The 19,799-nt window shown below is 70.6% G+C and carries 21 protein-coding genes; 12 read left to right on the top strand and 9 right to left on the bottom strand.

The genetic code is table 11. From position 1 onward, the window contains the following. Position 1: 1 nt before the first annotated feature. Entirely contained in the window at positions 2-1,081 is a 1,080-nt protein-coding gene (locus tag ACIBQ1_RS17160; protein WP_397278474.1) for an epoxide hydrolase family protein, read from the bottom strand. A gap of 61 nt (positions 1,082-1,142) precedes the next feature. Beyond that, positions 1,143-1,997, bottom strand: coding sequence for a formate dehydrogenase accessory sulfurtransferase FdhD (gene fdhD, locus ACIBQ1_RS17155; RefSeq protein ID WP_397278472.1), 855 nt, complete (start codon positions 1,995-1,997; stop codon positions 1,143-1,145). Between the two features lie 34 nt (positions 1,998-2,031). Between fdhD and ACIBQ1_RS17150 the strand changes: the two genes are divergently transcribed. Together ACIBQ1_RS17150 and ACIBQ1_RS17145 are read left to right on the top strand one after the other, a co-directional pair. Beyond that, the gene (locus ACIBQ1_RS17150; protein WP_397278470.1) at positions 2,032-2,853 is read left to right on the top strand and encodes a biotin--[acetyl-CoA-carboxylase] ligase; all 822 of its coding nucleotides are present in this window, start codon (positions 2,032-2,034) and stop codon (positions 2,851-2,853) included. A 53-nt stretch (positions 2,854-2,906) separates the two neighbouring features. Then, positions 2,907-3,419 carry a PH domain-containing protein gene (locus ACIBQ1_RS17145; RefSeq protein WP_397278469.1) on the top strand — a complete coding sequence of 171 codons (513 nt, stop codon included), beginning with the start codon at positions 2,907-2,909 and terminating at the stop codon, positions 3,417-3,419. A 289-nt stretch (positions 3,420-3,708) separates the two neighbouring features. Here ACIBQ1_RS17145 and ACIBQ1_RS17140 read toward each other — a convergent pair whose 3' ends face one another. From ACIBQ1_RS17140 to ACIBQ1_RS17130, 3 genes are read right to left on the bottom strand one after another with little or no spacing between them, the layout of a single operon-like run. Beyond that, the gene (locus ACIBQ1_RS17140; protein ID WP_397278467.1) at positions 3,709-4,356 is read right to left on the bottom strand and encodes a response regulator; all 648 of its coding nucleotides are present in this window, start codon (positions 4,354-4,356) and stop codon (positions 3,709-3,711) included. 11 nt (positions 4,357-4,367) lie between these two features. Continuing rightward, the gene (locus tag ACIBQ1_RS17135) at positions 4,368-5,546 is read right to left on the bottom strand and encodes a sensor histidine kinase (protein ID WP_397278465.1); all 1,179 of its coding nucleotides are present in this window, start codon (positions 5,544-5,546) and stop codon (positions 4,368-4,370) included. Positions 5,547-5,551: 5 nt separating this feature from the next. Next, entirely contained in the window at positions 5,552-7,711 is a 2,160-nt protein-coding gene (locus ACIBQ1_RS17130; protein ID WP_397278462.1) for an MMPL family transporter, read from the bottom strand. Positions 7,712-7,781: 70 nt separating this feature from the next. Between ACIBQ1_RS17130 and ACIBQ1_RS17125 the strand changes: the two genes are divergently transcribed. The 5 genes from ACIBQ1_RS17125 (at position 7,782) to bfr (ending at position 10,602) form a co-directional block, all read left to right on the top strand. Next, positions 7,782-7,940: a hypothetical protein gene (locus tag ACIBQ1_RS17125; protein ID WP_397278461.1), complete on the top strand. Its 159-nt coding sequence runs from the start codon at positions 7,782-7,784 to the stop codon at positions 7,938-7,940. A gap of 171 nt (positions 7,941-8,111) precedes the next feature. Continuing rightward, a complete protein-coding gene (locus tag ACIBQ1_RS17120; protein ID WP_397278459.1) occupies positions 8,112-9,197 on the top strand; it encodes an S-(hydroxymethyl)mycothiol dehydrogenase in 1,086 nt (361 codons plus the stop codon). Then, entirely contained in the window at positions 9,198-9,818 is a 621-nt protein-coding gene (locus ACIBQ1_RS17115) for an MBL fold metallo-hydrolase (RefSeq protein WP_397278457.1), read from the top strand. Between the two features lie 106 nt (positions 9,819-9,924). Then, positions 9,925-10,101 carry a bacterioferritin-associated ferredoxin gene (locus ACIBQ1_RS17110; protein WP_127939836.1) on the top strand — a complete coding sequence of 59 codons (177 nt, stop codon included), beginning with the start codon at positions 9,925-9,927 and terminating at the stop codon, positions 10,099-10,101. Positions 10,102-10,116: 15 nt separating this feature from the next. Further along, complete coding sequence (gene bfr / locus ACIBQ1_RS17105; RefSeq protein WP_355370835.1) at positions 10,117-10,602, top strand: bacterioferritin; 486 nt, start codon at positions 10,117-10,119, stop codon at positions 10,600-10,602. Positions 10,603-10,675: 73 nt separating this feature from the next. Here bfr and ACIBQ1_RS17100 read toward each other — a convergent pair whose 3' ends face one another. Together ACIBQ1_RS17100 and ACIBQ1_RS17095 are read right to left on the bottom strand one after the other, a co-directional pair. Continuing rightward, positions 10,676-11,077 carry a MerR family transcriptional regulator gene (locus tag ACIBQ1_RS17100; RefSeq protein ID WP_397278455.1) on the bottom strand — a complete coding sequence of 134 codons (402 nt, stop codon included), beginning with the start codon at positions 11,075-11,077 and terminating at the stop codon, positions 10,676-10,678. 32 nt (positions 11,078-11,109) lie between these two features. Then, positions 11,110-13,389 carry a glycosyl hydrolase family 95 catalytic domain-containing protein gene (locus ACIBQ1_RS17095; protein WP_397278453.1) on the bottom strand — a complete coding sequence of 760 codons (2,280 nt, stop codon included), beginning with the start codon at positions 13,387-13,389 and terminating at the stop codon, positions 11,110-11,112. Positions 13,390-13,595: 206 nt separating this feature from the next. On the opposite strand from ACIBQ1_RS17095, the gene ACIBQ1_RS17090 reads away from it, so the two are divergent. Continuing rightward, positions 13,596-14,264: a response regulator transcription factor gene (locus ACIBQ1_RS17090; RefSeq protein WP_043620820.1), complete on the top strand. Its 669-nt coding sequence runs from the start codon at positions 13,596-13,598 to the stop codon at positions 14,262-14,264. Between the two features lie 3 nt (positions 14,265-14,267). Next, positions 14,268-15,548, top strand: coding sequence for an ATP-binding protein (locus ACIBQ1_RS17085; RefSeq protein WP_397278451.1), 1,281 nt, complete (start codon positions 14,268-14,270; stop codon positions 15,546-15,548). On the opposite strand, the gene ACIBQ1_RS17080 is transcribed toward ACIBQ1_RS17085, so the two are convergent. Further along, the gene (locus ACIBQ1_RS17080) at positions 15,532-16,014 is read right to left on the bottom strand and encodes a GtrA family protein (protein WP_397278449.1); all 483 of its coding nucleotides are present in this window, start codon (positions 16,012-16,014) and stop codon (positions 15,532-15,534) included. The two genes, ACIBQ1_RS17085 and ACIBQ1_RS17080, sit on opposite strands and share 17 nt — an antisense overlap. Before the next feature lie 281 nt (positions 16,015-16,295). Between ACIBQ1_RS17080 and ACIBQ1_RS17075 the strand changes: the two genes are divergently transcribed. Together ACIBQ1_RS17075 and purE are read left to right on the top strand one after the other, a co-directional pair. Then, positions 16,296-17,444, top strand: coding sequence for a 5-(carboxyamino)imidazole ribonucleotide synthase (locus ACIBQ1_RS17075; RefSeq protein WP_397278447.1), 1,149 nt, complete (start codon positions 16,296-16,298; stop codon positions 17,442-17,444). An 88-nt stretch (positions 17,445-17,532) separates the two neighbouring features. After that, complete coding sequence (purE, locus tag ACIBQ1_RS17070; RefSeq protein ID WP_397279103.1) at positions 17,533-18,015, top strand: 5-(carboxyamino)imidazole ribonucleotide mutase; 483 nt, start codon at positions 17,533-17,535, stop codon at positions 18,013-18,015. A gap of 58 nt (positions 18,016-18,073) precedes the next feature. Here purE and ACIBQ1_RS17065 read toward each other — a convergent pair whose 3' ends face one another. Continuing rightward, positions 18,074-19,387: a UDP-glucose dehydrogenase family protein gene (locus ACIBQ1_RS17065; RefSeq protein ID WP_397278446.1), complete on the bottom strand. Its 1,314-nt coding sequence runs from the start codon at positions 19,385-19,387 to the stop codon at positions 18,074-18,076. Between the two features lie 125 nt (positions 19,388-19,512). Between ACIBQ1_RS17065 and ACIBQ1_RS17060 the strand changes: the two genes are divergently transcribed. After that, positions 19,513-19,799, top strand: a 287-nt coding sequence (locus ACIBQ1_RS17060) for an acyl-CoA dehydrogenase family protein (RefSeq protein WP_397278445.1), incomplete at its 3' end; no start/stop codon positions are given.

Genomic DNA, 19,799 nt, shown 5'->3' with positions numbered 1-19,799 from the left:
TCTAGCGGAGGCCCTCGAAGAAGGCGATGACGTCGGAGGTGAGGGCCTCCGTCGCGGTGTGCGCGGTGTAGTGGCCGTGCGCCGGGGCCGGCAGCGTCTTCCAGGAGACGATGTTCGCGTGGTCGCGCTCGGCGAAGCGGCGGATCGACTTGAAGTCGCCCTCGGCCATCGCCAGCGCGGTCGGCGCGGTGGTGGGCTCCTCGGGCTGCTCCATGCCGGCGTTCTCCCGGTACAGCCGGATCGCCGACCCGGCGGTGCCGGTGAACCAGTGGATCGCGGCGTTGGTGAGCACGAAGTCGTCGTCCAGGTCCTCGTCGAAGAGCTGGGCGAGCCAGCCCACGAGCCCGGCGGGGGAGTCGGCGAGGGCGTGGGCGAGCGTCTGCGGCTGCTGCGAGTGCAGCACGTTGAACGCGCCCTTCTCCTTCCAGAACCAGTCGAGCACGGCCAGCCCCGCCTGATCCTCCTCGCTCAGCCCGGCGAACTCGGCCGGGTCGCCGGAGGGGAAGGCGAACAGCTGGGTGACGTGCACGCCCACGACGTGGTCAGGGTCGATCCTGCCGACCTCGGGCGAGATCATCGAGCCGGCGTCGTTGCCGACCGCGCCGTAGCGGGTGTGGCCGAGGCGGGACATCAGCTCGGCCCACGCCCTGGCGATGCGCCGGTTGTTCCAGCCCAGCTCGTCGGTGGGGCCGGAGAAGCCGTAGCCGGGGATCGACGGGATGACCAGGTGGAAGTGGCGCGACAGGGGCTCGATGGCGTCGAGGTACTCGGCGATCGAGCCGGGCCAGCCGTGGGTGAGGATCAGCGCCAGGGCGTCGGGGTCGTCGTTGCGCACGTGGATGAAGTGGATGTTCTGCCCGTCGATCTCGGTGGTGAACTGCGGGTGGGCGTTGAGCCTGGCCTCCTGCGCGCGCCAGTCGAAGCCGGTCCGCCAGTGGCCGATCAGACGCTTGACCCGCTCGACGCTGACGCCCTGGTCGGCGCCGGGGATCTCGTGGGTGAAGCGGGTCAGGGCGAGGCGGGCCTGGAGGTCGTCGAGGTCGGCCTGGGGGATCTCGACGCGGAACGGGCTGATGCTCATGAAAGGCTCCCGGAACAAGCGGAACGGTTTGTTCTGTTCCAGAATATCAGAACGGAATGCTTTATTCCACAACGATCCGCTCCGACCCCGCGTAGACGTTGCAGCGCTCGCCGCGCAGGAACCCCACGAGCGTGATGCCGAACTCCCTGGCCAGCTCCACCGCGAGCGACGACGGCGCAGAGACCGAGCACACCGCCGGGATCCCGGCGGCCAGCGCCTTCTGCATGATCTCGTAGCTGGTCCGCCCGCTGACCATGAGCAGGTGCTCGGCCAGCGGCAGCCGCTCGGTCAGCCCCGCCCAGCCGACCAGCTTGTCCACCGCGTTGTGGCGCCCCACGTCCTCGCGCAGCGCCACCAGCGTGCCCGCGGCCGAGAACAGCCCGGCGGCGTGCAGGCCGCCGGTCTTGCCGAACAGGCCCTGGGCCGCGCGCAGCGCGTCCGGCAGCCTGTACAGGAACTCGGGGGTGAGGGCCAGCCGGCCCCTGGGGACCGGCTTGCAGCGGTCGTGCAGCGCGTCGAGGCTGGCCGAGCCGCAGACGCCGCACGCGCTCGACGTGAGGAAGTGGCGCTCCAGCGCGGGCAGGTCGGGGATGGGGCCGCGCAGGCGCACGGTCACCGTGTTGTAGCGGGCCTCGGGCGGGAGGTCCTCGTCGGTGCAGTACGCGATGGCGGCGATGTCGCCGGCACCGGCCAGGCCCTCGCCGTGCAGGAACCCGGTGGCCAGCTCGAAGTCGTGCCCGGGGGTGCGCATGGTGATGGCCACGGTCTTGCGGGTGCCGTCGTGCGCGGTGAGCCGGATCTCCAGCGGCTCCTCGGTGGTCAGGTCGTCGCGCCGCTCCCTGGTCGTGGAGCCGGACAGCTCCATGACCCTGATGCGCGTGGTGGGCCCAGGACGCGTGGTCACAGCCTTGCTCATCTCTCTATTTCCTCCTGGCTGCAAAGATAGAGGGATGCCCGACTCGCGTTACTCCGACCTCGACCGTCCGCCGCTCTCCGAGGCGGCGCTCAACCGCGCGCTCGTCCGCCCCGGCTCCCTGTGGACCGGCATCACCGTCGTGGAGAGCACCGGCTCCACCAACGCCGACCTGGCCGAGGCCGCCCACGCCGGAGCCCCGGAGGGGACGGTGCTGGTGGCGGAGGCGCAGCTGGCGGGCCGCGGCCGGCTGGGCCGCACCTGGACGGCGCCGCCGCGCTCGGGCCTGACGTTCTCGATCCTCCTCAAGCCGGACGTGCCGGCCGCCGCGCAGGGCTGGCTGACCCTCCTGTACGGCGTCGCCGCCGCCTCGGCCGTGCGCCGCCTGGCCGAGGTGGACGTCCGCGTCAAGTGGCCCAACGACCTGCTGATCGGCGAGCGCAAGCTGGCCGGGATCCTGGCCGAGCGGGTGGAGGACGGCGTCGTCGTCGGCATGGGGCTGAACGTGTCGCTCAGGCAGGACGAGCTGCCCGTCGAGACGGCCACGTCGCTGGCCGTCGAGCAGGCGGCCTGCCTTGACCGGGATCCGCTGCTCCGGGCCGTGCTCAGGGAGGTCGAGGGCCACTACAGGGAGTGGACCGACGCCGAGGGCGACGCCGAGGCGTGCGGGCTGCGCCCGGCGTACCTGGCGGCCAGCGCCACGGTCGGGCGGCGGGTCAGGGTCGAGCTGCCGGGCCGGCAGGCGGTCAGCGGGACGGCGACGGGGGTCGACCGGTTCGGGCACCTGCAGGTGGAGTCGGAGGGGGAGCGCTACACGCTGAGCGCGGGTGACGTGGTGCACGTCCGCCCGGCGGACTGACCCGATCCGGCGGGAGCGTAGCCGCCGCGCCGCGATGGTGGCACGATTTTGCCATGACCCTTCCCGACCATCATCTGACGCAGGGTGAGCGGCGCATCCGGTCCTTCCATCCCCATTGGAAGCGGCTCGTGGTCCCTTTCCTCGCGCTGGTCCTCGTCGTCGCGGCCGCGGGCGCGGCGATGTTCTTCATCCCGGGCAGCTGGGAATACGCGTTCTACGCCAGGATCGCCGTCGTCGTCATCGGCCTCGTCCTGCTGACGATCTGGTCGCTCGTCCCCTACCTGCGGTGGGTCAACACCGGCTACGTGCTGACCACCCACCGCTTCACGATCAGCACCGGCGTGCTCAACAAGTCGACCGACGAGATCCCGATCACCAAGGTCAACACGGTCAGCTCCGACCAGACGTTCCCCGAGCGCCTGCTCGGCTGCGGCACGCTGACCGTGGAGTCCGCGGGGGACCGGGGCGAGATCGTGTTGCGCGACATCCCCAAGATCCAGGACGTCCGCACCGACCTGTTCAGGCTCGTCGAGGACGCCTCCGACGGCGAGCTCGACGGCCACTGACGCGTGCGCCGCCCCAGCCGGCCGAGCGCCGAGGAGATCGAGCGCCTGCTCGTCGGCGTGCCGCCCCGGGCGGTCGTGGTGGGCTGCTGCGGCGCTTCCAGCGTCGCCGGCGGCGCGCTGGGCGGCCGGCACGCGGGCCAGCCGGTCCTGCAGCGGGGCGCGCACCACCGTGGCGGGCCGGGCATCGGTCGGGGCCCTACTCCCACACCGCGCCCTGTCAACTCGTGGTTCGGGTCTGCGGTCGTCATGGGCGACGTCATGAAGGCCGTACACGAACGGGCCGCCGCCCTCAGTGCGGGGGGCGGCGCAGCAGGCCGCGTTCCAGCGCGACGACCACGGCCCGGGTGCGGTCGTTGACGTCCAGCTTGGCGAACAGCCGCAGCAGGTGCGTCTTCACCGTCGCCTCCGCGATCACCAGCCGGTCGCCGATCTCGGCGTTGGTCAGGCCGTCGGCGACCCCGTTGAGCACCTCAGCCTCGCGGGAGGTCAGCGCGACGTGCGCGGGTCTGCGCAGCTTGGCGATCAGCTTCTCGGCGACCCTCGGCGCCAGCACCGTCTCGCCGCGGGCCGCCGCGTGGATGGCGTCCACGAGCTGCTGACGGGTGGTGTCCTTGAGCAGGTAGCCGATGGCGCCGGCCTCCACGGCGCGCTCGATCTCCTCATCGGTGTCGTACGTGGTGAGGATCAGCACACGGGTGCTCGCATGTCCGGCGACGATCTCCGTCGTGGTCGCCACGCCATCCAGGACCGGCATGCGCAGGTCGAGCAGCGCCACGTCCGGGTCGTGCCGTTCCACCAGCTCCAGAGCGGCCCGCCCGTCGCCAGCCTCGCCGACGATCTTGATGCTCGGCTCGGCGGCCAGCAGGGCGACGACCCCGGCCCGCATGACCGCGTGGTCGTCCACCACGACGACGCGCACCACAGATGTCCTTGTCACGTCACGGGCTGTCATGTCAGGGGCTCGCTCTCTTGGGGAATCATCGCCCAGACGCGCGTGCCGTCGCCGAGCGAGCTCGTCACGGCCAGCTCGCCGCCCAGCTCGGCCAGCCGCTTGCGCATCCCGTCCAGGCCGAAGCCGCGCGACCGCCCGGTCTCGAAGCCGACGCCGTCGTCGGTGATCTCCAGCTCGACCCCGTACGGCTGCTGCGCCAGCACGACGCTCACCGTGGACGCCCGCGCGTGCTTGCGCACGTTGGCCAGGGACTCCTGGGTGCACCGCAGGAGCGCGATGCGGGTTTGCTGGTCGCAGTCGATCTCGGCCAGCTCCGCGGTGACGGCGAGCCCGGTGTCCTCGGTGAAGCGGTCGAGGGTGCGGCGCAACGTCGCCGCCACGGACCCGGCGGCCGCCCCGCCGTACTGCCGCGCCGAGCCGACGAGGTCGCGGGCCTCGGCCAGGTTCTCGCGCGCCGTCGACTCGATGGAGCGCAACTGCTGGGCGCTGCGGCCGTCGGCCCGGCCGAGCCCGGAGCGCGCGGCCTCGGCCAGCACGATGATCGAGGCGAAGCCCTGCGCGAGCGTGTCGTGGATCTCGCGCGCCATCCGCTCGCGCTCGTCGGCCGCACCCTGGCGCTGGTGCGCCCGCGACAGCTCGGCCTGGGCGCGCTCCAACTCGGCGAGCAGCCGGGCGCGCTCGTGGCTCTCCTCGACCACCCGGTGCACCCAGGTGCCGATCAGGACGCTCGCCGCGTACACGATCAGCGTGGAGACCACGTTGGAGGTGAAGAACTCCGCGCTCCACCCGGCCCGCAGGGCGCTGGTGGCCAGCGTGCCCACGGCGCCCGCGCCGCTGAAGATGACCGGAGCGCGCCACGACCCGGCGAAGATCCAGAAGTGCGGCAGCGTCACCATGAACAGCGCCGCGTACCCGGAGCGCAGGTAGGCCAGCCCGCTCAGGGCCACGACCAGCACCCCCAGGTACGCGTGCGGACGCAGCACCCTCGGGAAGCGCACCACCACCGCGTACGAGCCGGCGACCGCGCCCATCAGCACCAGCGACCAGATCTTGGCCTCTCCGGGCGGGTCGAGCGCCACGATGGCTGCGGCGAGTAGGCCGTACAGCGCCCAGCAGACGGCGTTCCAGCGCTGTAGGGTCCTCTCCCAGAACGGGCCCGTCAAGGAAGGCGGCATAGGGTTCAACCTACGTGGGCGGGCGCGCTCCCCCGCACGTCCCCAGCCGCGGAGCGGACCCGCCGCGACGGCCACCAGCTCGCCTCGCCCAGCAGCAGCATCGCCGACGGCAGTACCAGCACGCGGATGACGAAGGCGTCCAGCAGCACGCCGGCCGCCAGCACGAACCCGATCTGCTTCATCTCGATCAGGTGCAGGAAGACGAAGCTGGCGAACACCGTCACCATCACCGCGGCGGCGCTGGTCACCACGCCCGCCGAGCCCGCGACCCCGTCGAGGACCGCTGTCCGCGCGGGCACGCCGCGCAGCGCGGCCTCCCTGATCCGGCTCAGCACGAACACCTGGTAGTCCATCGACAGCCCGAAGAGGATCACCAGCAGGAACAGCGGCACGCGCGAACCGATCGTCCCGGTGGACTCGAACCCCAGCAGACCCTCGGCCCACGCCCCCTGGAAGACCAGGACGAGCAGCCCGAGCGCGGAACCCGCCGACAGCAGGTTCAGCACGATGCCGAGCAGGCCGAGCACCAACGACCGGAACAGGACCACGGTCATCGCGAACGTGACCAGCAGCAGCGCCACGAGCACCAGCGGCAGCTTGCTCTTCTGGTGCGCGGCGTAGTCCGTGAGCCGCGCCACGTCGCCCGAGACCGCCCATTGCGCACCGGACACCCGCCCGAGGGCGGCGGGCAGGTAGCCGTCCCTGAGCTGCGCCAGCGACGCGCGCCCCTGCGGCGAGTCGTTGCGATACGGGACGGACAGGGCGAGCACGCTGACGCGGCGATCGGCCGAGACGCGCAGCCGGGGCTCGCCGGCGAACAGCCGGTCGGCCCGCGTCCGCCGCGTCACCTCGCCGAGCGCCTGGCGCACCTGCGCGGCCTGCTCGGTGCCGGCGCGCACGACGACCTGGTGCGTGACCCTCGTCTCGGGGAACGCGGCGACGAGCCGGTCGCGCACCCGCATGGCCGGGATCTCCCGCGAGTGCGATTCCAGGCTGATGTCCGACAGTCTCAGGCCCAGCAGCGGGGCAGCGAGGGCGAGCAGCGCCCCGGCCGACACGGCCAGCGTGATCGCTGGACGCCTGCTCGCGGACCCCAGCAGCACGCCCCGGACACGGCCCTGCCGCGCCCGGGAGCGGTCCGGCCCGCGGCGACGTTCCCGCCGCCGCTCCCGCCACCGTCCGATGGCCACCACCAGCGCGGGCAACACGGTCAGCGAGCTGGCCACGGCCACCAGCGTGACCACGATCGTGCCGGTCGCCAGGGAGGAGAAGATGACGTCCCCGGCCAGGTAGAGGGTCGCGCCGCACACGATCACGGCCAGCCCGGAGCCGACGACGGCCCGTCCCGAGGTGGCCGCCGCCAGCTTCACCAGCGCCTCGGGGGCGAGCCCGCCACCGGAGCGGGCGCGTTCCTCCTGCTCCCGTTTGAGGTAGAACAGCGAGTAGTCGACGCCGACGGCCATGCCGATCAGGATGATCACGTTGTTGCCCACGCCGGCGTCGGGGAAGACGTGCGAGGCCGCCATCGACAACCCCATCGCCGCGGCGATCGAAGAGAGCGCGAGCAGCAGCGGCACCGACGCGGCGACCACCGAGCCGAACACCAGCAGCAGGACGACCAGCGTCACCGGGAAGGTGATCGCCTCGGACAACGCCAGGTCGGCGCCGCGCTGGGCGTTGACGCCCTTGCTGATGGAGGGGGCGCCGGTCTCCTCGACGCGCAGGTCCGGGAAGGCGGCCTGGACCGCCGCCGTCTGCGCGGCCAGCGGATCGACGTGTTTCTGGGCGTCCAGCTCGGCGCCCCTCATCGTCACCCGAACCATGACCGACCCGCCGTCCGCGGAGCGTGCGGGCGCCGCCACGCCCTCCACCTGGGGCAGCCGCTCCATCCTGGCCCTGACCTCCCGCGCGGCGGCGTCGAGCCGGGCCCCGTCGCGGCCGGTGATCAGCACCTGTTCCTCGGGCCTGCGTTGCAGCCCTCCTTCGGCGGCCATGGTCTCGGCGCGGCCGGCCTCGCCGACCCGGTAATCCTCGGTGGCGGCGGCGCGGGTGCCGAGCGCCATGCCGGCGCCCAGGCAGAGGACCACGAACATCAGCCAGCCGGCAATCGCGCGCCAGGGGTGCCGGGCGCTCCACAACGCAGCCCGCACGGGTAGTTCGCTCATGCGTCAAGCCTGGTCCGGCAGGGTGTGCGGGCGACAGCACCGTCCGGTCGTACCTGCCGTCCACCGTCCGGTGGACACGGGGGTCCTGCAGTTCCCCGACAAGGGCCTGGAAGTGGACCTGCCGATCCCCGTGGCCTGGGCGCGGCTGCGCATCGGCCAGTTCAACTCGCAGCGCTCGCAGTCCGGCCGGTGCTCGTCGCCAAGGTGCTCGGGGCGGCGCAGGAGCTGATCCCCGACTTCGAGCACGTGCTGGTCCACGTCTGGCGGGCCCCGATTCCGCGCCGGCCGAAGGGCTTGAGGGGTTCGATCCGCACAGGATCAGGCGGCGGCCCGCCAGAGGGCTGGCGTGGTCCAGCCCTATGTCTTGCGGAGATCATCCTCCTGACACAAGATGGCTGGCATGCCGTACGAAGTGCAGGGCGTCGTCGCCCGGGCCAAGGGTAAGGAAGTTTCGCTCGAGACGGTCGTGGTGCCGGACCCCGGTCCCGGCGAGGCGGTCGTCAACGTGCAGGCCTGCGGGGTTTGCCACACCGACCTGCACTATCGCGAGGGCGGGATCAACGACGACTTCCCGTTCCTGCTCGGCCACGAGGCGGCGGGCGTCGTCGAGGCGGTGGGCCCCGGCGTCACCGAGGTCGAGCCCGGCGACTTCGTGATCCTCAACTGGCGCGCGGTGTGCGGCCAGTGCCGCGCGTGCCTGCGCGGCCGCCCGTGGTACTGCTTCGCCACCCACAACGCCAAGCAGAAGATGACGCTCAAGGACGGCACGGTGCTCTCGCCCGCGCTGGGCATCGGCGCGTTCCTGGAGAAGACGCTGGTGGCCGCGGGGCAGTGCACCAAGGTCTCCGCCGAGGCGCCCGCGCAGGTCGCGGGCCTGCTGGGCTGCGGCGTCATGGCGGGCATCGGCGCCGCGATCAACACCGGCGGCGTGACGCGCGGCGACTCGGTCGCCGTCATCGGCTGCGGCGGCGTCGGGGACGCCGCGATCCTGGGCTCCTCGCTGGCCGGGGCCTCGAAGGTCATCGCGGTCGACGTGGACGACCGCAAGCTCGCCTGGGCGCGCGACTTCGGCGCCACCCACACCGTCAACTCCCGCGAGAGCGACCCGGTCGAGGCCATCCGCGACCTGACCGGCGGCTTCGGCGCCGACGTGGTCATCGAGGCGGTGGGCCGCCCCGAGACGTACAAGCAGGCCTTCTACGCCCGCGACCTGGCCGGCACGGTCGTCCTGGTCGGCGTCCCCACGCCTGACATGACGCTGGAACTGCCGCTCCTCGACGTCTTCGGCCGCGGCGGCGCGCTGAAGTCCTCCTGGTACGGCGACTGCCTGCCCTCCCGCGACTTCCCGATGCTCATCGACCTGTTCCTGCGGAACCGGCTGCCGCTCGACAAGTTCGTCTCGGAGACGATCGGGATCGGGCAGGTCGAGGAGGCGTTCGCGAAGATGCACCGCGGCGAGGTGCTGCGTTCGGTGGTGACGTTCTAGATGATCGACCGGGTCATCACCTCGGGCACGTTCTCGCTGGACGGCGGCACCTGGGACGTCGACAACAACATCTGGCTGATCGGCGACGCCCGCGAGGTCGTCGTCATCGACGCGGCCCACGACGCCGCGCCGATCGCCGAGCGGGTGGGCGGGCGCACGGTCAGGGCCGTCGTCTGCACGCACGCCCACAACGACCACATCAACGCCGCCAAGCCCCTCGCCGACCGCACCGGGGCGCCCATCCGGCTGCACCCCGCCGACCAGGTGCTGTGGGAGCAGCAGTACGGGGACGCGGTGGCGTACGAGCCGCTGGCCGACGGCGAGAAGATCGAGGTCGGCGGCATCGCGCTGGAGGTGCTCCACACCCCCGGGCACTCGCCGGGCGCGGTCTGCCTGTACGCCCCTGACCTGGGCGCCCTGTTCAGCGGCGATACCCTCTTCAAGGGCGGCCCCGGGGCGACCGGCCGGTCCTACAGCTCGTTCGACACGATCATCGGCTCGATCGGGGAGCGGCTGCTGACCCTGCCTCCGGAGACCGTCGTGCACACGGGTCACGGCGACTCGACCACGATCGGCGCCGAGGCGCCGCACCTGGACGAGTGGATCGCCCGAGGTGGATAGCCAGGTGTGTCCGACCTAACATAGGCAAGCCTTACCGAAGTGAGGTACCTTAGGTGTGCCTAACCTAAAGGCGCCCCAACTTCGCTTGCGAGAGGCCTGCTACCGGATGTACGTGTGCATATGTCGTGCTGTGACCGAAAATGAGGTCCACGACTGCATCGCTTCCGGGGCGACCAGCGCGAAGCAGATTCGCGACACCACTGGTGCCGGTGGTGACTGTGCCCGATGTGTGCGGAAGATCTGTGCGATCCTGAAACGGTCTGAAGAACTGACGACCGCATAGCAAGGGGCCCGTTCCATGCAGGGCGACAAGCAGATCATCGAGCTGCTCAACGAGCAGCTGACCGCCGAGCTCACCGCGATCAACCAGTACTTCCTGCACGCCAAGATGCAGGAAAACTGGGGATACACGAAACTGGCCGAGCACACCCGCGCGGAGTCGATCGACGAGATGCGCCACGCGGAGCGCCTGACCGATCGCATCCTCTTCCTGGAGGGGCTGCCCAACTACCAGCGCCTGGGCACCCTGCACATCGGCCAGACCGTCGAGGAGCAGCTCAGGGCGGACCTCGAGGTCGAGCTCTCTGTCGTGCAGCGCCTGCGCCCGGGGATCGCGCTCATGCGCGAGAAGGGCGACATCACCTCGGCCCGGATCTTCGAGGAGATCCTGGAGGACGAGGAGGAGCACATCGACTACCTGGAGACGGAGCTCAGCCTCATCCGCAGCCTGGGCGAGCAGCTCTACCTGGCTCGCTACGCCGAACCGCCCTCGTCCGACGACTGACCGGCCCGCCGGCCCGCAGAGCGCTCCGTCCCCGGACGGGGCGCCTTCCGCGTGCCACGGGGGGTTCTAGGCTTCAGCTCTGGGGTGAGCAGTCGGTGACGGTGTCCTCGGAGATGACGTCCTCGTACACGCCGACCTTGTAGTTGATGAGGTCCAGGCAGCGGTTGAGATCGCTCATCTGGCGCAGCACGCGCTCCCGGTGCGCGAGCATGATGGTGAGGCGCTCCGCCTCGTTCCCGGTCCCGTTCCTGACGAGGTCGGTGTACTCCCGGATCGCGGGCAGCGGCATCCCCGAGGCGCGCAGGATGACGCACGTGTTCAGCCAGTGCGCGTCCGCGTCGCTGTAGACCCGCCGCCCGCCCGGCCCGCGGCGTACGGGGTTGAGCAGGAGGCCCTCACGCTCGTAGAAGCGCAGCGTGTGCACGCTCAGCCCGGTGAGCTCGGCGAGTCGGCCGATGCTGATCTGCGATGACATGCTGACCAGGATACGTACGGCGGTTGTGCGGCCTACGGGCTCACCCCGCTGACGGTGTACGCCGTCCCGGCCTGGGCGTCCCAGCTCAGCGTGTCCCCGGAGCGCCGCGGATGCACGCCGCCGGACACCCGGCAGCCGCCGGCGAGGGTCGTGCGCACCGTGATCGGCCCGGTGCGCCCCACATGCAGCGTGATCCGTTCGGCGGCGCCGTCCCGCCAGGAGACGTCCACCGTCACGTCGCCCCGGGCCCGCAGCCCGCGCACCGACCCCGTGGGCCAGGCGGAGGGCAGCGCGGGCAGCACGTGGATCTCGTCGTGCTGGCTCTGCACCAGCATCTCCGCCATACCGGCGGAAGCCCCGAAATTTCCGTCGATCTGGAACGGCGGGTGCGTGTCCCACAGGTTGTCCAGCGTGGACGTCCGCAGCTGCTCGCTGAGCATCCGGTGCGCGTGGTCCCCGTCCAGCAGCCGCGCCCAGAAGTTGATCTTCCATGCCTTGCTCCACCCGGTGCCGCCGTCCCCGCGGGCGGTCAGCGAGACCCTGGCCGCCTCGCCCTCGCGGCTCCCGGCGGCGATCTGCCGCCCGGGGTGCAGGGCGAACAGGTGCGAGACGTGCCGATGCCCGTTCTCCGGGTCGTCCAGGTCGGCCTTCCACTCCTGGAGCTGCCCCCAGGACCCGATCCGCAGCCCCGGGTCCAGCTTCGCCAGCGCGTCCCGGACCCGGCCGCAGAACTCCGCGTCCCCCAGGACGTCCGCGGCCTCGGCCACGTTCGCGAACAGGTCCCGGACGATCTGCTGCGACATCGACGCCCCGGCCGAGAAGTCCCCGTGCTCGGGGGAGTAACTGGGCGAGACGACCAGCGTCCCGTCATGGGGGTCGGTCCGCAGGGTGTCCAGCCAGAACTCGGCCGCCCCCTTCATCACCGGATAGGCGGTGTCGCGGAGATATCCGGCGTCCGCGTTGAAGCGGTAGCGGTCGTAGAGCTGCTGCGTGAGCCAGGCCCCGGCCTCCGGGAACCAGAACGACGTGGCCCAGTCGTGCACGCCGGTGAAGCCGAACGGGTTCGTCTCGTTGTGCACCAGCCACCCGCGCGCCCCGAACATCTCCCGCGCCGTGATCTCGCCCGGCCGCACCAGGCCCGCGACGTAGTCGACGTACGGCTGAGCGGTCTCGGCCAGGTTCGTCTGGTCGGCGAGCCAGTAGTTCATCTGCAGGTTGATGTTGACGTGGTAGTCGCCGGACCAGGGCGGGGCGGTGGAGTCGTTCCAGACGCCCTGCAGGTTCGCGGGCAGCGATCCGGCCCGCGAGGAGGCGATCAGCAGGTAGCGGCCATAGGCGAAGAAGAGGGCTTCGAGCGCGCGATCGTCGGCGGAGGCGCCTCCGGTGTAGGCCGCCAGGAGCCGATCCGTCGGGATCGACGGCTCCCGCTGGCCGAGGTCCAGCCGTACCCGGTCGAACAGGGCCCGGTGGTCGGCCTGGTGGGCGCGGCGCAGGGCCTCGTACCCCTGAGCCACCGCCCGGTCCACGGCGGCGGTGACGGCGGCGTGCGGGTCCTCCCCGCGGTAGTGCGGATGGACGGCGGCGTAGTCGGTGCCGGCGGACAGCACGAACACGGCGCTGTCGGCCCCGGTGACCGTGACCCGGTCGACCCCGTCCGTACGGCTGCCGCCCTCCGTGACCACCCGCACCTGGGCCTCGAACGTCATCCCGTTGTCCGCGAGCCGCCCGCGGATCGTCAGCCGCCCGTCCGAGACGCTGACCCGCCCGTCGCCGTGGGGCGTGGAGACCCGGAGCGTGAACGACACCTGGCCCGCCCGATCAGCCGAGAGGCGCCCGGCGATCACGTTCGCGGGATGGCCGGCGAAGTATTCGCGCGAGTGCCGCACCCCGTCCGCCGTGTACGTCACCCTGGCGGCGGCCTCGCCCAGGCTCAGCTCCCGCCGGTAGTCGGCGGGGGAGTCCTGCTGCGTGGCCAGGTCCAGCCAGAGATCGCCGAAGGGCTGGTACGCGCCGAAGCCCGACTTCGGCTGCCCCAGCGCGGCCGCCACCGCCTCCGGGGCCATGTTCCCGTCCCGGTCCAGCACCTCCTGGACCCCGGTGATCGCGCCCGGCCGGGGAGAGGTCCAGTCGCCGAAGTCGTATCCCTCGCGCGACCCCGGGCCGCCCGTCCACAGGCTCTTCTCGTTGAACTGGAGCCGCTCGGTGCCCGTCCCGCCGAACACCATCGCCCCCAGCGTGCCGTTCCCGATGGGTAACGCCTGGGTCTCCCAGTCGGTGGCCGGCCGGTCGTACCAGAGGGTCAGATCAGTCACAGCGGACAACGTTAACAACATTGTTTGTTTTCGCGACCGGCGGGGGCCGAGGACTTCCATTGCTTTTGATTCCCGGCAATCGCGGTAATTTAATCCCGACTAACCGATATTTAGCCGCGTTTGCCCAGGTCAATGGATAGGTCAACTGCGAGTCAAACCGCGCGCTGTGCCCGGGAAACGATCGCTTAAGGTCCTACGATCGCTTCATGACCTGCGTACTTCTCGCCGAGGATGACACCTCGATCTCCGAGCCGCTCGCGCGTGCATTGCGCCGTGAGGGCTATCAGGTCGAGGTGAGCCCCGACGGCCCGCAGGCCCTTGAAAGGGCTCTGTCGGGCGGCATCGATCTCATCGTTCTTGACCTTGGACTGCCCGAAATGGACGGTCTGGAAGTGGCCCGTCGCATTCGGGCCGAGGGCCACGGCACTCCGGTCCTGATACTCACCGCTCGCGTCGACGAGGTGGACACCGTCGTCGGCCTCGACGCCGGGGCGGACGACTACGTGACCAAGCCGTTCAGGCTGGCCGAGCTGCTCGCCCGGGTACGGGCGCTGCTCCGGCGCGGCACCTCCGAGACTCCGGTCGTCCAGGGCGTGCGTATAGACGCCGACTCCCGCCGCGCGTGGATGGGGGAAAAGGAGCTGCATCTGACCACGAAGGAATTCGACCTGCTGCGTGTGCTCGTTCGCGACGCCGGAAAGGTGGTGACGCGGGAGCAGATCATGCGTGAGGTCTGGGACACGAACTGGTGGGGTTCGACCAAGACCCTCGACATGCACATCTCCTGGCTACGCCGCAAACTCGGCGACGACGCCGCGAAGCCGCGCTACATCACGACCGTCCGGGGAGTCGGCTTCCGATTCGAACGCGAGTAGGAGATGCGCCGCCGACTGCTCTCTTCAACCTTGGTCGTCGCGGTCATCGCGGTTCTGCTGCTGGGGGTCCCCCTGGGCGTCGTCGTCAGCCGCCTGATCGTCGACGAGGCGGCTCAGGAGCTCGGGGCGGAGGCCAAGCGTCTCGTGGGAGAGGTCGAGTACGCCCGCGTCCAGGAGACTCCGCTCGACCCCCAGCAACTGGAGCAGAAGTATCCCGGCAGGTACATCCAGATCTGGGAACGCGGAACCCCCCTGCGGGTGACCGTGGTCGGCACCGCGCCGGCGTCAGGTCATCTGATGACCGAGGACGCGCAGACCAACACCGGCGTCTATGTCCGTATAAGTCGTGATCGTGACCAGGTTGAGCAGGACGTACGGGCTCGGCTTCTGCTCATCGTGGCGCTGGCCGTCGCCGCCCTGGCGGTGGCCGTGAGCCTGGCCGTCGTACAGTCCCGGCGGCTGACGCTGCCCCTGCAGGACCTGGCGAAGATCGCCGAGCGGCTGGGCTCCGGAGACGCCCGGCCGAGCAAACACCGCTACGGCATCCCCGAACTCGACCGGGTGGCGCAGGTGCTCGACCGCAGCGCGACCCGCATCTCCGACCTGCTCACCCGCGAGCGCGAGTTCGCCACCGACGCCTCCCACCAGCTTCGCACCCCCTTGACCGGTCTCACCATGCGCCTGGAGGAGATCGTGTCCGCCGCGCACGAGCCGGAGGTCGTACGCGAGGAGGGCGAGGCGGCGATCGTGCAGGCGGAGCGGCTCACCGCCGTGATCGACGAGCTGCTGGCGGCGGCCCGGCGCCAGCGCCACGCCCAGGCCGAGCCGGTCGCCATCGACGACGTGATCATCCAGCAGATCAGGGAGTGGGAGCCGGTGTTCCGGGAGGCGAGCCGCGTCCTGCGGCTCGAAGGCTCCCGCGGCTTGAAGGCGATGGCGACCACCGGCGGCTTCGGCCAGGTGATCGCGTCCCTGCTGGAGAACTCCCTGCGCCACGGCGGCGGCGAGGTCACCGTCACCTCGACCAGCGGCGACAACTACGTGGTGATCGAGGTCGCCGACCAGGGCCCGGGCATCGCCGACGAGATCGCCCCCAAGATCTTCGAGCGGAACGTCAGCGGCGGCGGGGGCACCGGCCTCGGGCTGACGCTGGCCCGCGCGCTGGCCGCCGCCGACGGCGGCAGACTCGAGCTGGTACGGCGCCGCCCGGCGACGTTCGCCATCTTCCTGCGCCCGGCGGAGGACGACGGCGCCAGGACCCGGGTGGTCAGCGGTCCTGCTTGACCCCGGTCTCGGGCAGCTCCATCGGGATCGGCTCGGTGGCCTCCAGGAACACCCATTTCTTGTACGACCAGTAGCGGAACAGCGTGCCCAGCCCGACGCCCACGATGTTGGCGATGTTGAAGCTGAGCGGGTCCTCCAGGCCGAGCGTGTAGGTGGTGAAGCCGATCGTCAGCATGCCGAACAGCAGCGCGATGCCGTTGAGCAGGAAGAACAGGAAGTATTCGCGCCTCAGCCCGCTCTGGTCGCGGTGCCGGAAGGTCCAGAAGCGGTTGCCGACGTAGGCGAAGGTGGTGGAGATCGTCGTCGCCACGACCTTGGACGTCAGCGGGCCCCATCCCAGGACCACGTTGCAGAGGTTGAGGAGGCCGGTGTCGATCAGGAAGGCGACGGCCCCGATGCTGCCGAACTTGGCCAGCTCGTACACAAGGGAGGAGAACCGCTCGTAGAGGCGTTTTGCGAAGTCCACGTCTCTGCTCGGTCCCTTCCTTCGTCGAGCCTGACCCAACTCAGCGTACCGGCCGCCATGTAGGGCCGACGTCAGGCTGGTGAACTTACCACTTAGAAATATCGTGCTATGCCCGACATTTAAGACAGCTGGGCATTACGCTGCCTTGCACATCGCCCGTGACCCGGCATACGCGGGCGGAGCGGAACGCTGGGCGGTCGTGCCTGCGAAGGCGACCCGGAACGGCCGCCCAGCCCAGGGGAGTCCGGGAAAGTCGTTCCGTCCCGGTAAGCTCACCTGGCGTGAGTTCCTACAGCCCCATCGGGCCGGTCGTCGGCATCGTCGGCGCAGGCCAGCTGGCCAGGATGTCGCAGCCACCCGCCATCGCGCTCGGCGTCGAGCTGCGGGTGCTGGCCAACACGCCGGAGGAGAGCGCCGCCCGCGTGATCGTCGACACGCGCCTCGGAGACTATCGCGATCTTGACGATTTGCGCGAGTTCGCTAAGGGCTGCGACGCGATCACGTTCGACCACGAACACGTCCCCACCGAGCACATCCGGGCCCTGACCGAGGCCGGCCACGCCGTGCACCCCGGGGCCGACGCCCTCGTGCACGCCCAGGACAAGGCCGTCATGCGCGAGCGGCTGACCGCGATCGGCGTGCCGTGCCCGGCTTGGGCACGCGTGTCGTCGCCCGAAGAGGCCACGCGCTTCGCGGAGCAGCACGGCTGGCCGATGGTCCTGAAGTCGGTGCGCGGCGGCTACGACGGCCGGGGCGTGTGGGTGTGCCGGTCGGCCGAGGAGGTCGCCGAGGCGTTCGCGACCGGGGTCGAGCTGCTGGCGGAGGCGTTCGTGCCGTTCGAGCGGGAGCTCGCGGTGCTGGTCGCCCGCTCGCCGCACGGGCAGGGCGTCAGCTACCCGGTCGTGGAGACCGTGCAGCAGGACGGCATCTGCGTGGAGGTCATCGCGCCCGCCCCAAGGCTGGACCCCGAACAATCCGCGCAGGCGCAGCGCATCGGCCTGAAGATCGCCGACGAGCTCGGCGTGACCGGGCTGCTCGCGGTCGAGCTCTTCGACACGCCGCACGGGCTCGTGGTCAACGAGCTGGCCATGCGTCCTCACAACAGCGGCCACTGGACCATCGAGGGCTCGACGACGTCGCAGTTCGAGCAGCATCTGCGGGCGGTGCTGGACCTGCCGCTCGGCTCGCCCAAGATGACCGCCCAGGTCGTCGTCATGGCCAACCTGCTCGGGGGCGAGGAGCCGGACCTGTTCAAGCGCTACGAGCACGTGCTGGCCCACGATCCGGGCATCAAGCTGCACTTCTACGGCAAGGAGGTGCGCCCCGGCCGCAAGATCGGCCACGTGACGGCCCTTGGCTCCAACCTCGACGAGGTCCGCGCCCGCGCCCGCCACGCCGCCGTCTACCTCACCACCGGGGAGTACACGTGAGAGAGCGAAGCGAACGAACAATGGGACACGGCACCGTCTCCATGGTCACGATGCCGACGAAGGCGGCATCGTGACCATCGGCATTGTCATGGGGAGTGACTCCGACTGGCCGGTCATGAGGGCCGCCGCGGAGGCGGTCGCCGAGTTCGGCGTGCCTTTCGAGGCGGATGTGGTCTCCGCGCACCGCATGCCGACCGAGATGATCGAGTACGGCCGCCAGGCCGCCTCCCGGGGCCTCCAGGTGATCATCGCCGGGGCCGGGGGAGCGGCGCACCTGCCCGGCATGCTGGCCTCCGTCACGCCGCTGCCGGTGATCGGGGTGCCGGTGCCGCTGAAGTACCTCGACGGGATGGACTCGCTGCTGTCGATCGTCCAGATGCCCGCCGGGGTGCCGGTGGCCACGGTGGCGGTCGGCGGGGCCCGTAACGCGGGGCTGCTGGCCGTACGCATCCTCGCCGCGTCCGATCCCGGGTTGAGGGAGCGGATGGAGGAGTTCCAGGCGCGGTTGAAGGAGCAGGCGTACGCCAAGGGCGAGAAGCTTCGTGCGGAGGCCGCGGACCTCGGGTTGTGACGGGGGGTGCCGAGGCTATGGGCCTTGGGGATGCTGAACCAGGCGGGGGCTCAGGGGTTCAGGGGCGGCCGAGGGCGCGGTAGTGCCATCCGGCGGACCGCCACGTCTCGGCGTTCAGGGCATTGCGCCCGTCCACGATGCGCCGGGTCGCCACCACGGCCCCCAGCTCCTCGGGATCGAGCTCCACGAACTCCTGCCACTCCGTGAGCAGCAGCACCACGTGCGCTCCCCGTACCGCGTCGAGGGCTGATTCGCCGTAGTTCAGCTCGGGGTGGGCCTTACGGGCGTTGACGAGGGCGATCGGGTCGTACACGGTGACCTGTCCGCCCTGGTGGCCGATGGTCACGGCGACGTCCAGCGCGGGGGAGTCGCGAATGTCGTCCGAGTTGGGCTTGAACGCGGCGCCCAGCACGCCCACCGTGCAGCCGTGGAACGAGCCGCCGGCCAGCTCCCTGGCCAGATCGACCATGCGGGCGCGCCGCCGCATGTTGATGGCGTCCACCTCGCGCAGGAACGTCAGCGCCTGGTCCGCTCCCAGCTCGCCGGCCCGCGCCATGAACGCCCTGATGTCCTTGGGCAGGCAGCCGCCGCCGAACCCGAGGCCCGCGTTCAGGAACCGCCCGCCGATCCGGTCGTCGTACGACAGCGCCTCGGACAGCTGCTTGACGTCGGCGTGCGCGGCCTCGCAGACCTCGGCCATCGCGTTGATGAACGAGATCTTGGTGGCCAGGAACGCGTTGGCAGCCGTCTTGACCAGCTCGGACGTGGCGAAATCGGTCACCACGAACGGAACCTCGCCGAGCGGCTCGTACACCTCGCGCAGCACCTTCTCCGCTCGCTCGGTGCGAACGCCGAGCACGATGCGATCCGGGTGCAATGTGTCCTCGACCGCGAACCCCTCCCGCAGGAACTCGGGGTTCCAGGCCAGCTCGGCCTGCCCTCCGGCGGGCGCGAGGCGGGCGAGCTTGTCCGCGAGCCGCCCAGCGGTGCCGACGGGCACGGTGGACTTGCCCACGACCAGGCACTGGCGGTCGAGGAACGGGGCGAGGGACTCGATCGCGTTGTCTATGTACGTGACGTCCGCGGCATACTCGCCGCGTTTCTGGGGAGTACCCACGCAGACGAAGTGCACGTCGCCGAAGGCGGCGGCTTCCTCGTACGAGGTGGTGAAGCGAAGGCGGCCGGATTCGAGCCCACGGCGGAGCACGGGTTCGAGCCCGGGCTCGTGGATCGGGAGCTCCCCTTGGTTGAGGCGGCGGACCTTGTCGGCGTCGATATCCAGGCCCAGGACGTCGAATCCGAGATCAGCCATGCACGCCGCATGGGTGATGCCCAGGTATCCGGTCCCGATCACCGTGAGGCGATATGGCACGAGTGAGCTCCTTTCGATCGCGCAGGCATGTTACCGGGACTCGCTACCTCGTACGTGCCACCTGCACTTGTTCGCAAACGGTACTGACTGGTAACAAGATGGTCGGACCTCCTAATATCTGACGTATGAGCTTCCCCCTGTACGCCCCCGCCGAAGAGCACGACATGCTCAGGGAGACGATCCGAGCCCTGGCCGACGAGAAGATCGCCCCGCAGGCCGCGGCGGCCGACGAGAACGAGGAGTTCTCCTGGGAGGTCTACAAGGCGCTCGTCGCCGCGGACTTCCACGCGGTTCACATCCCGGAGCAGTACGGGGGTGCGGGGGCGGACGCGCTGGCCACGGTGATCGTGATCGAGGAGGTGGCCCGCGCCTGCGCGTCGTCCTCGCTGATCCCGGCCGTGAACAAGCTGGG

Source organism: Nonomuraea sp. NPDC050153, assembly GCF_044460125.1.
In the GTDB taxonomy this organism is placed as follows: Bacteria; Actinomycetota; Actinomycetes; order Streptosporangiales; family Streptosporangiaceae; genus Nonomuraea.
The sequence above is the reverse complement of the archived record's forward strand: the minus strand, read 5'-3'. Positions and strand labels throughout refer to the sequence as shown.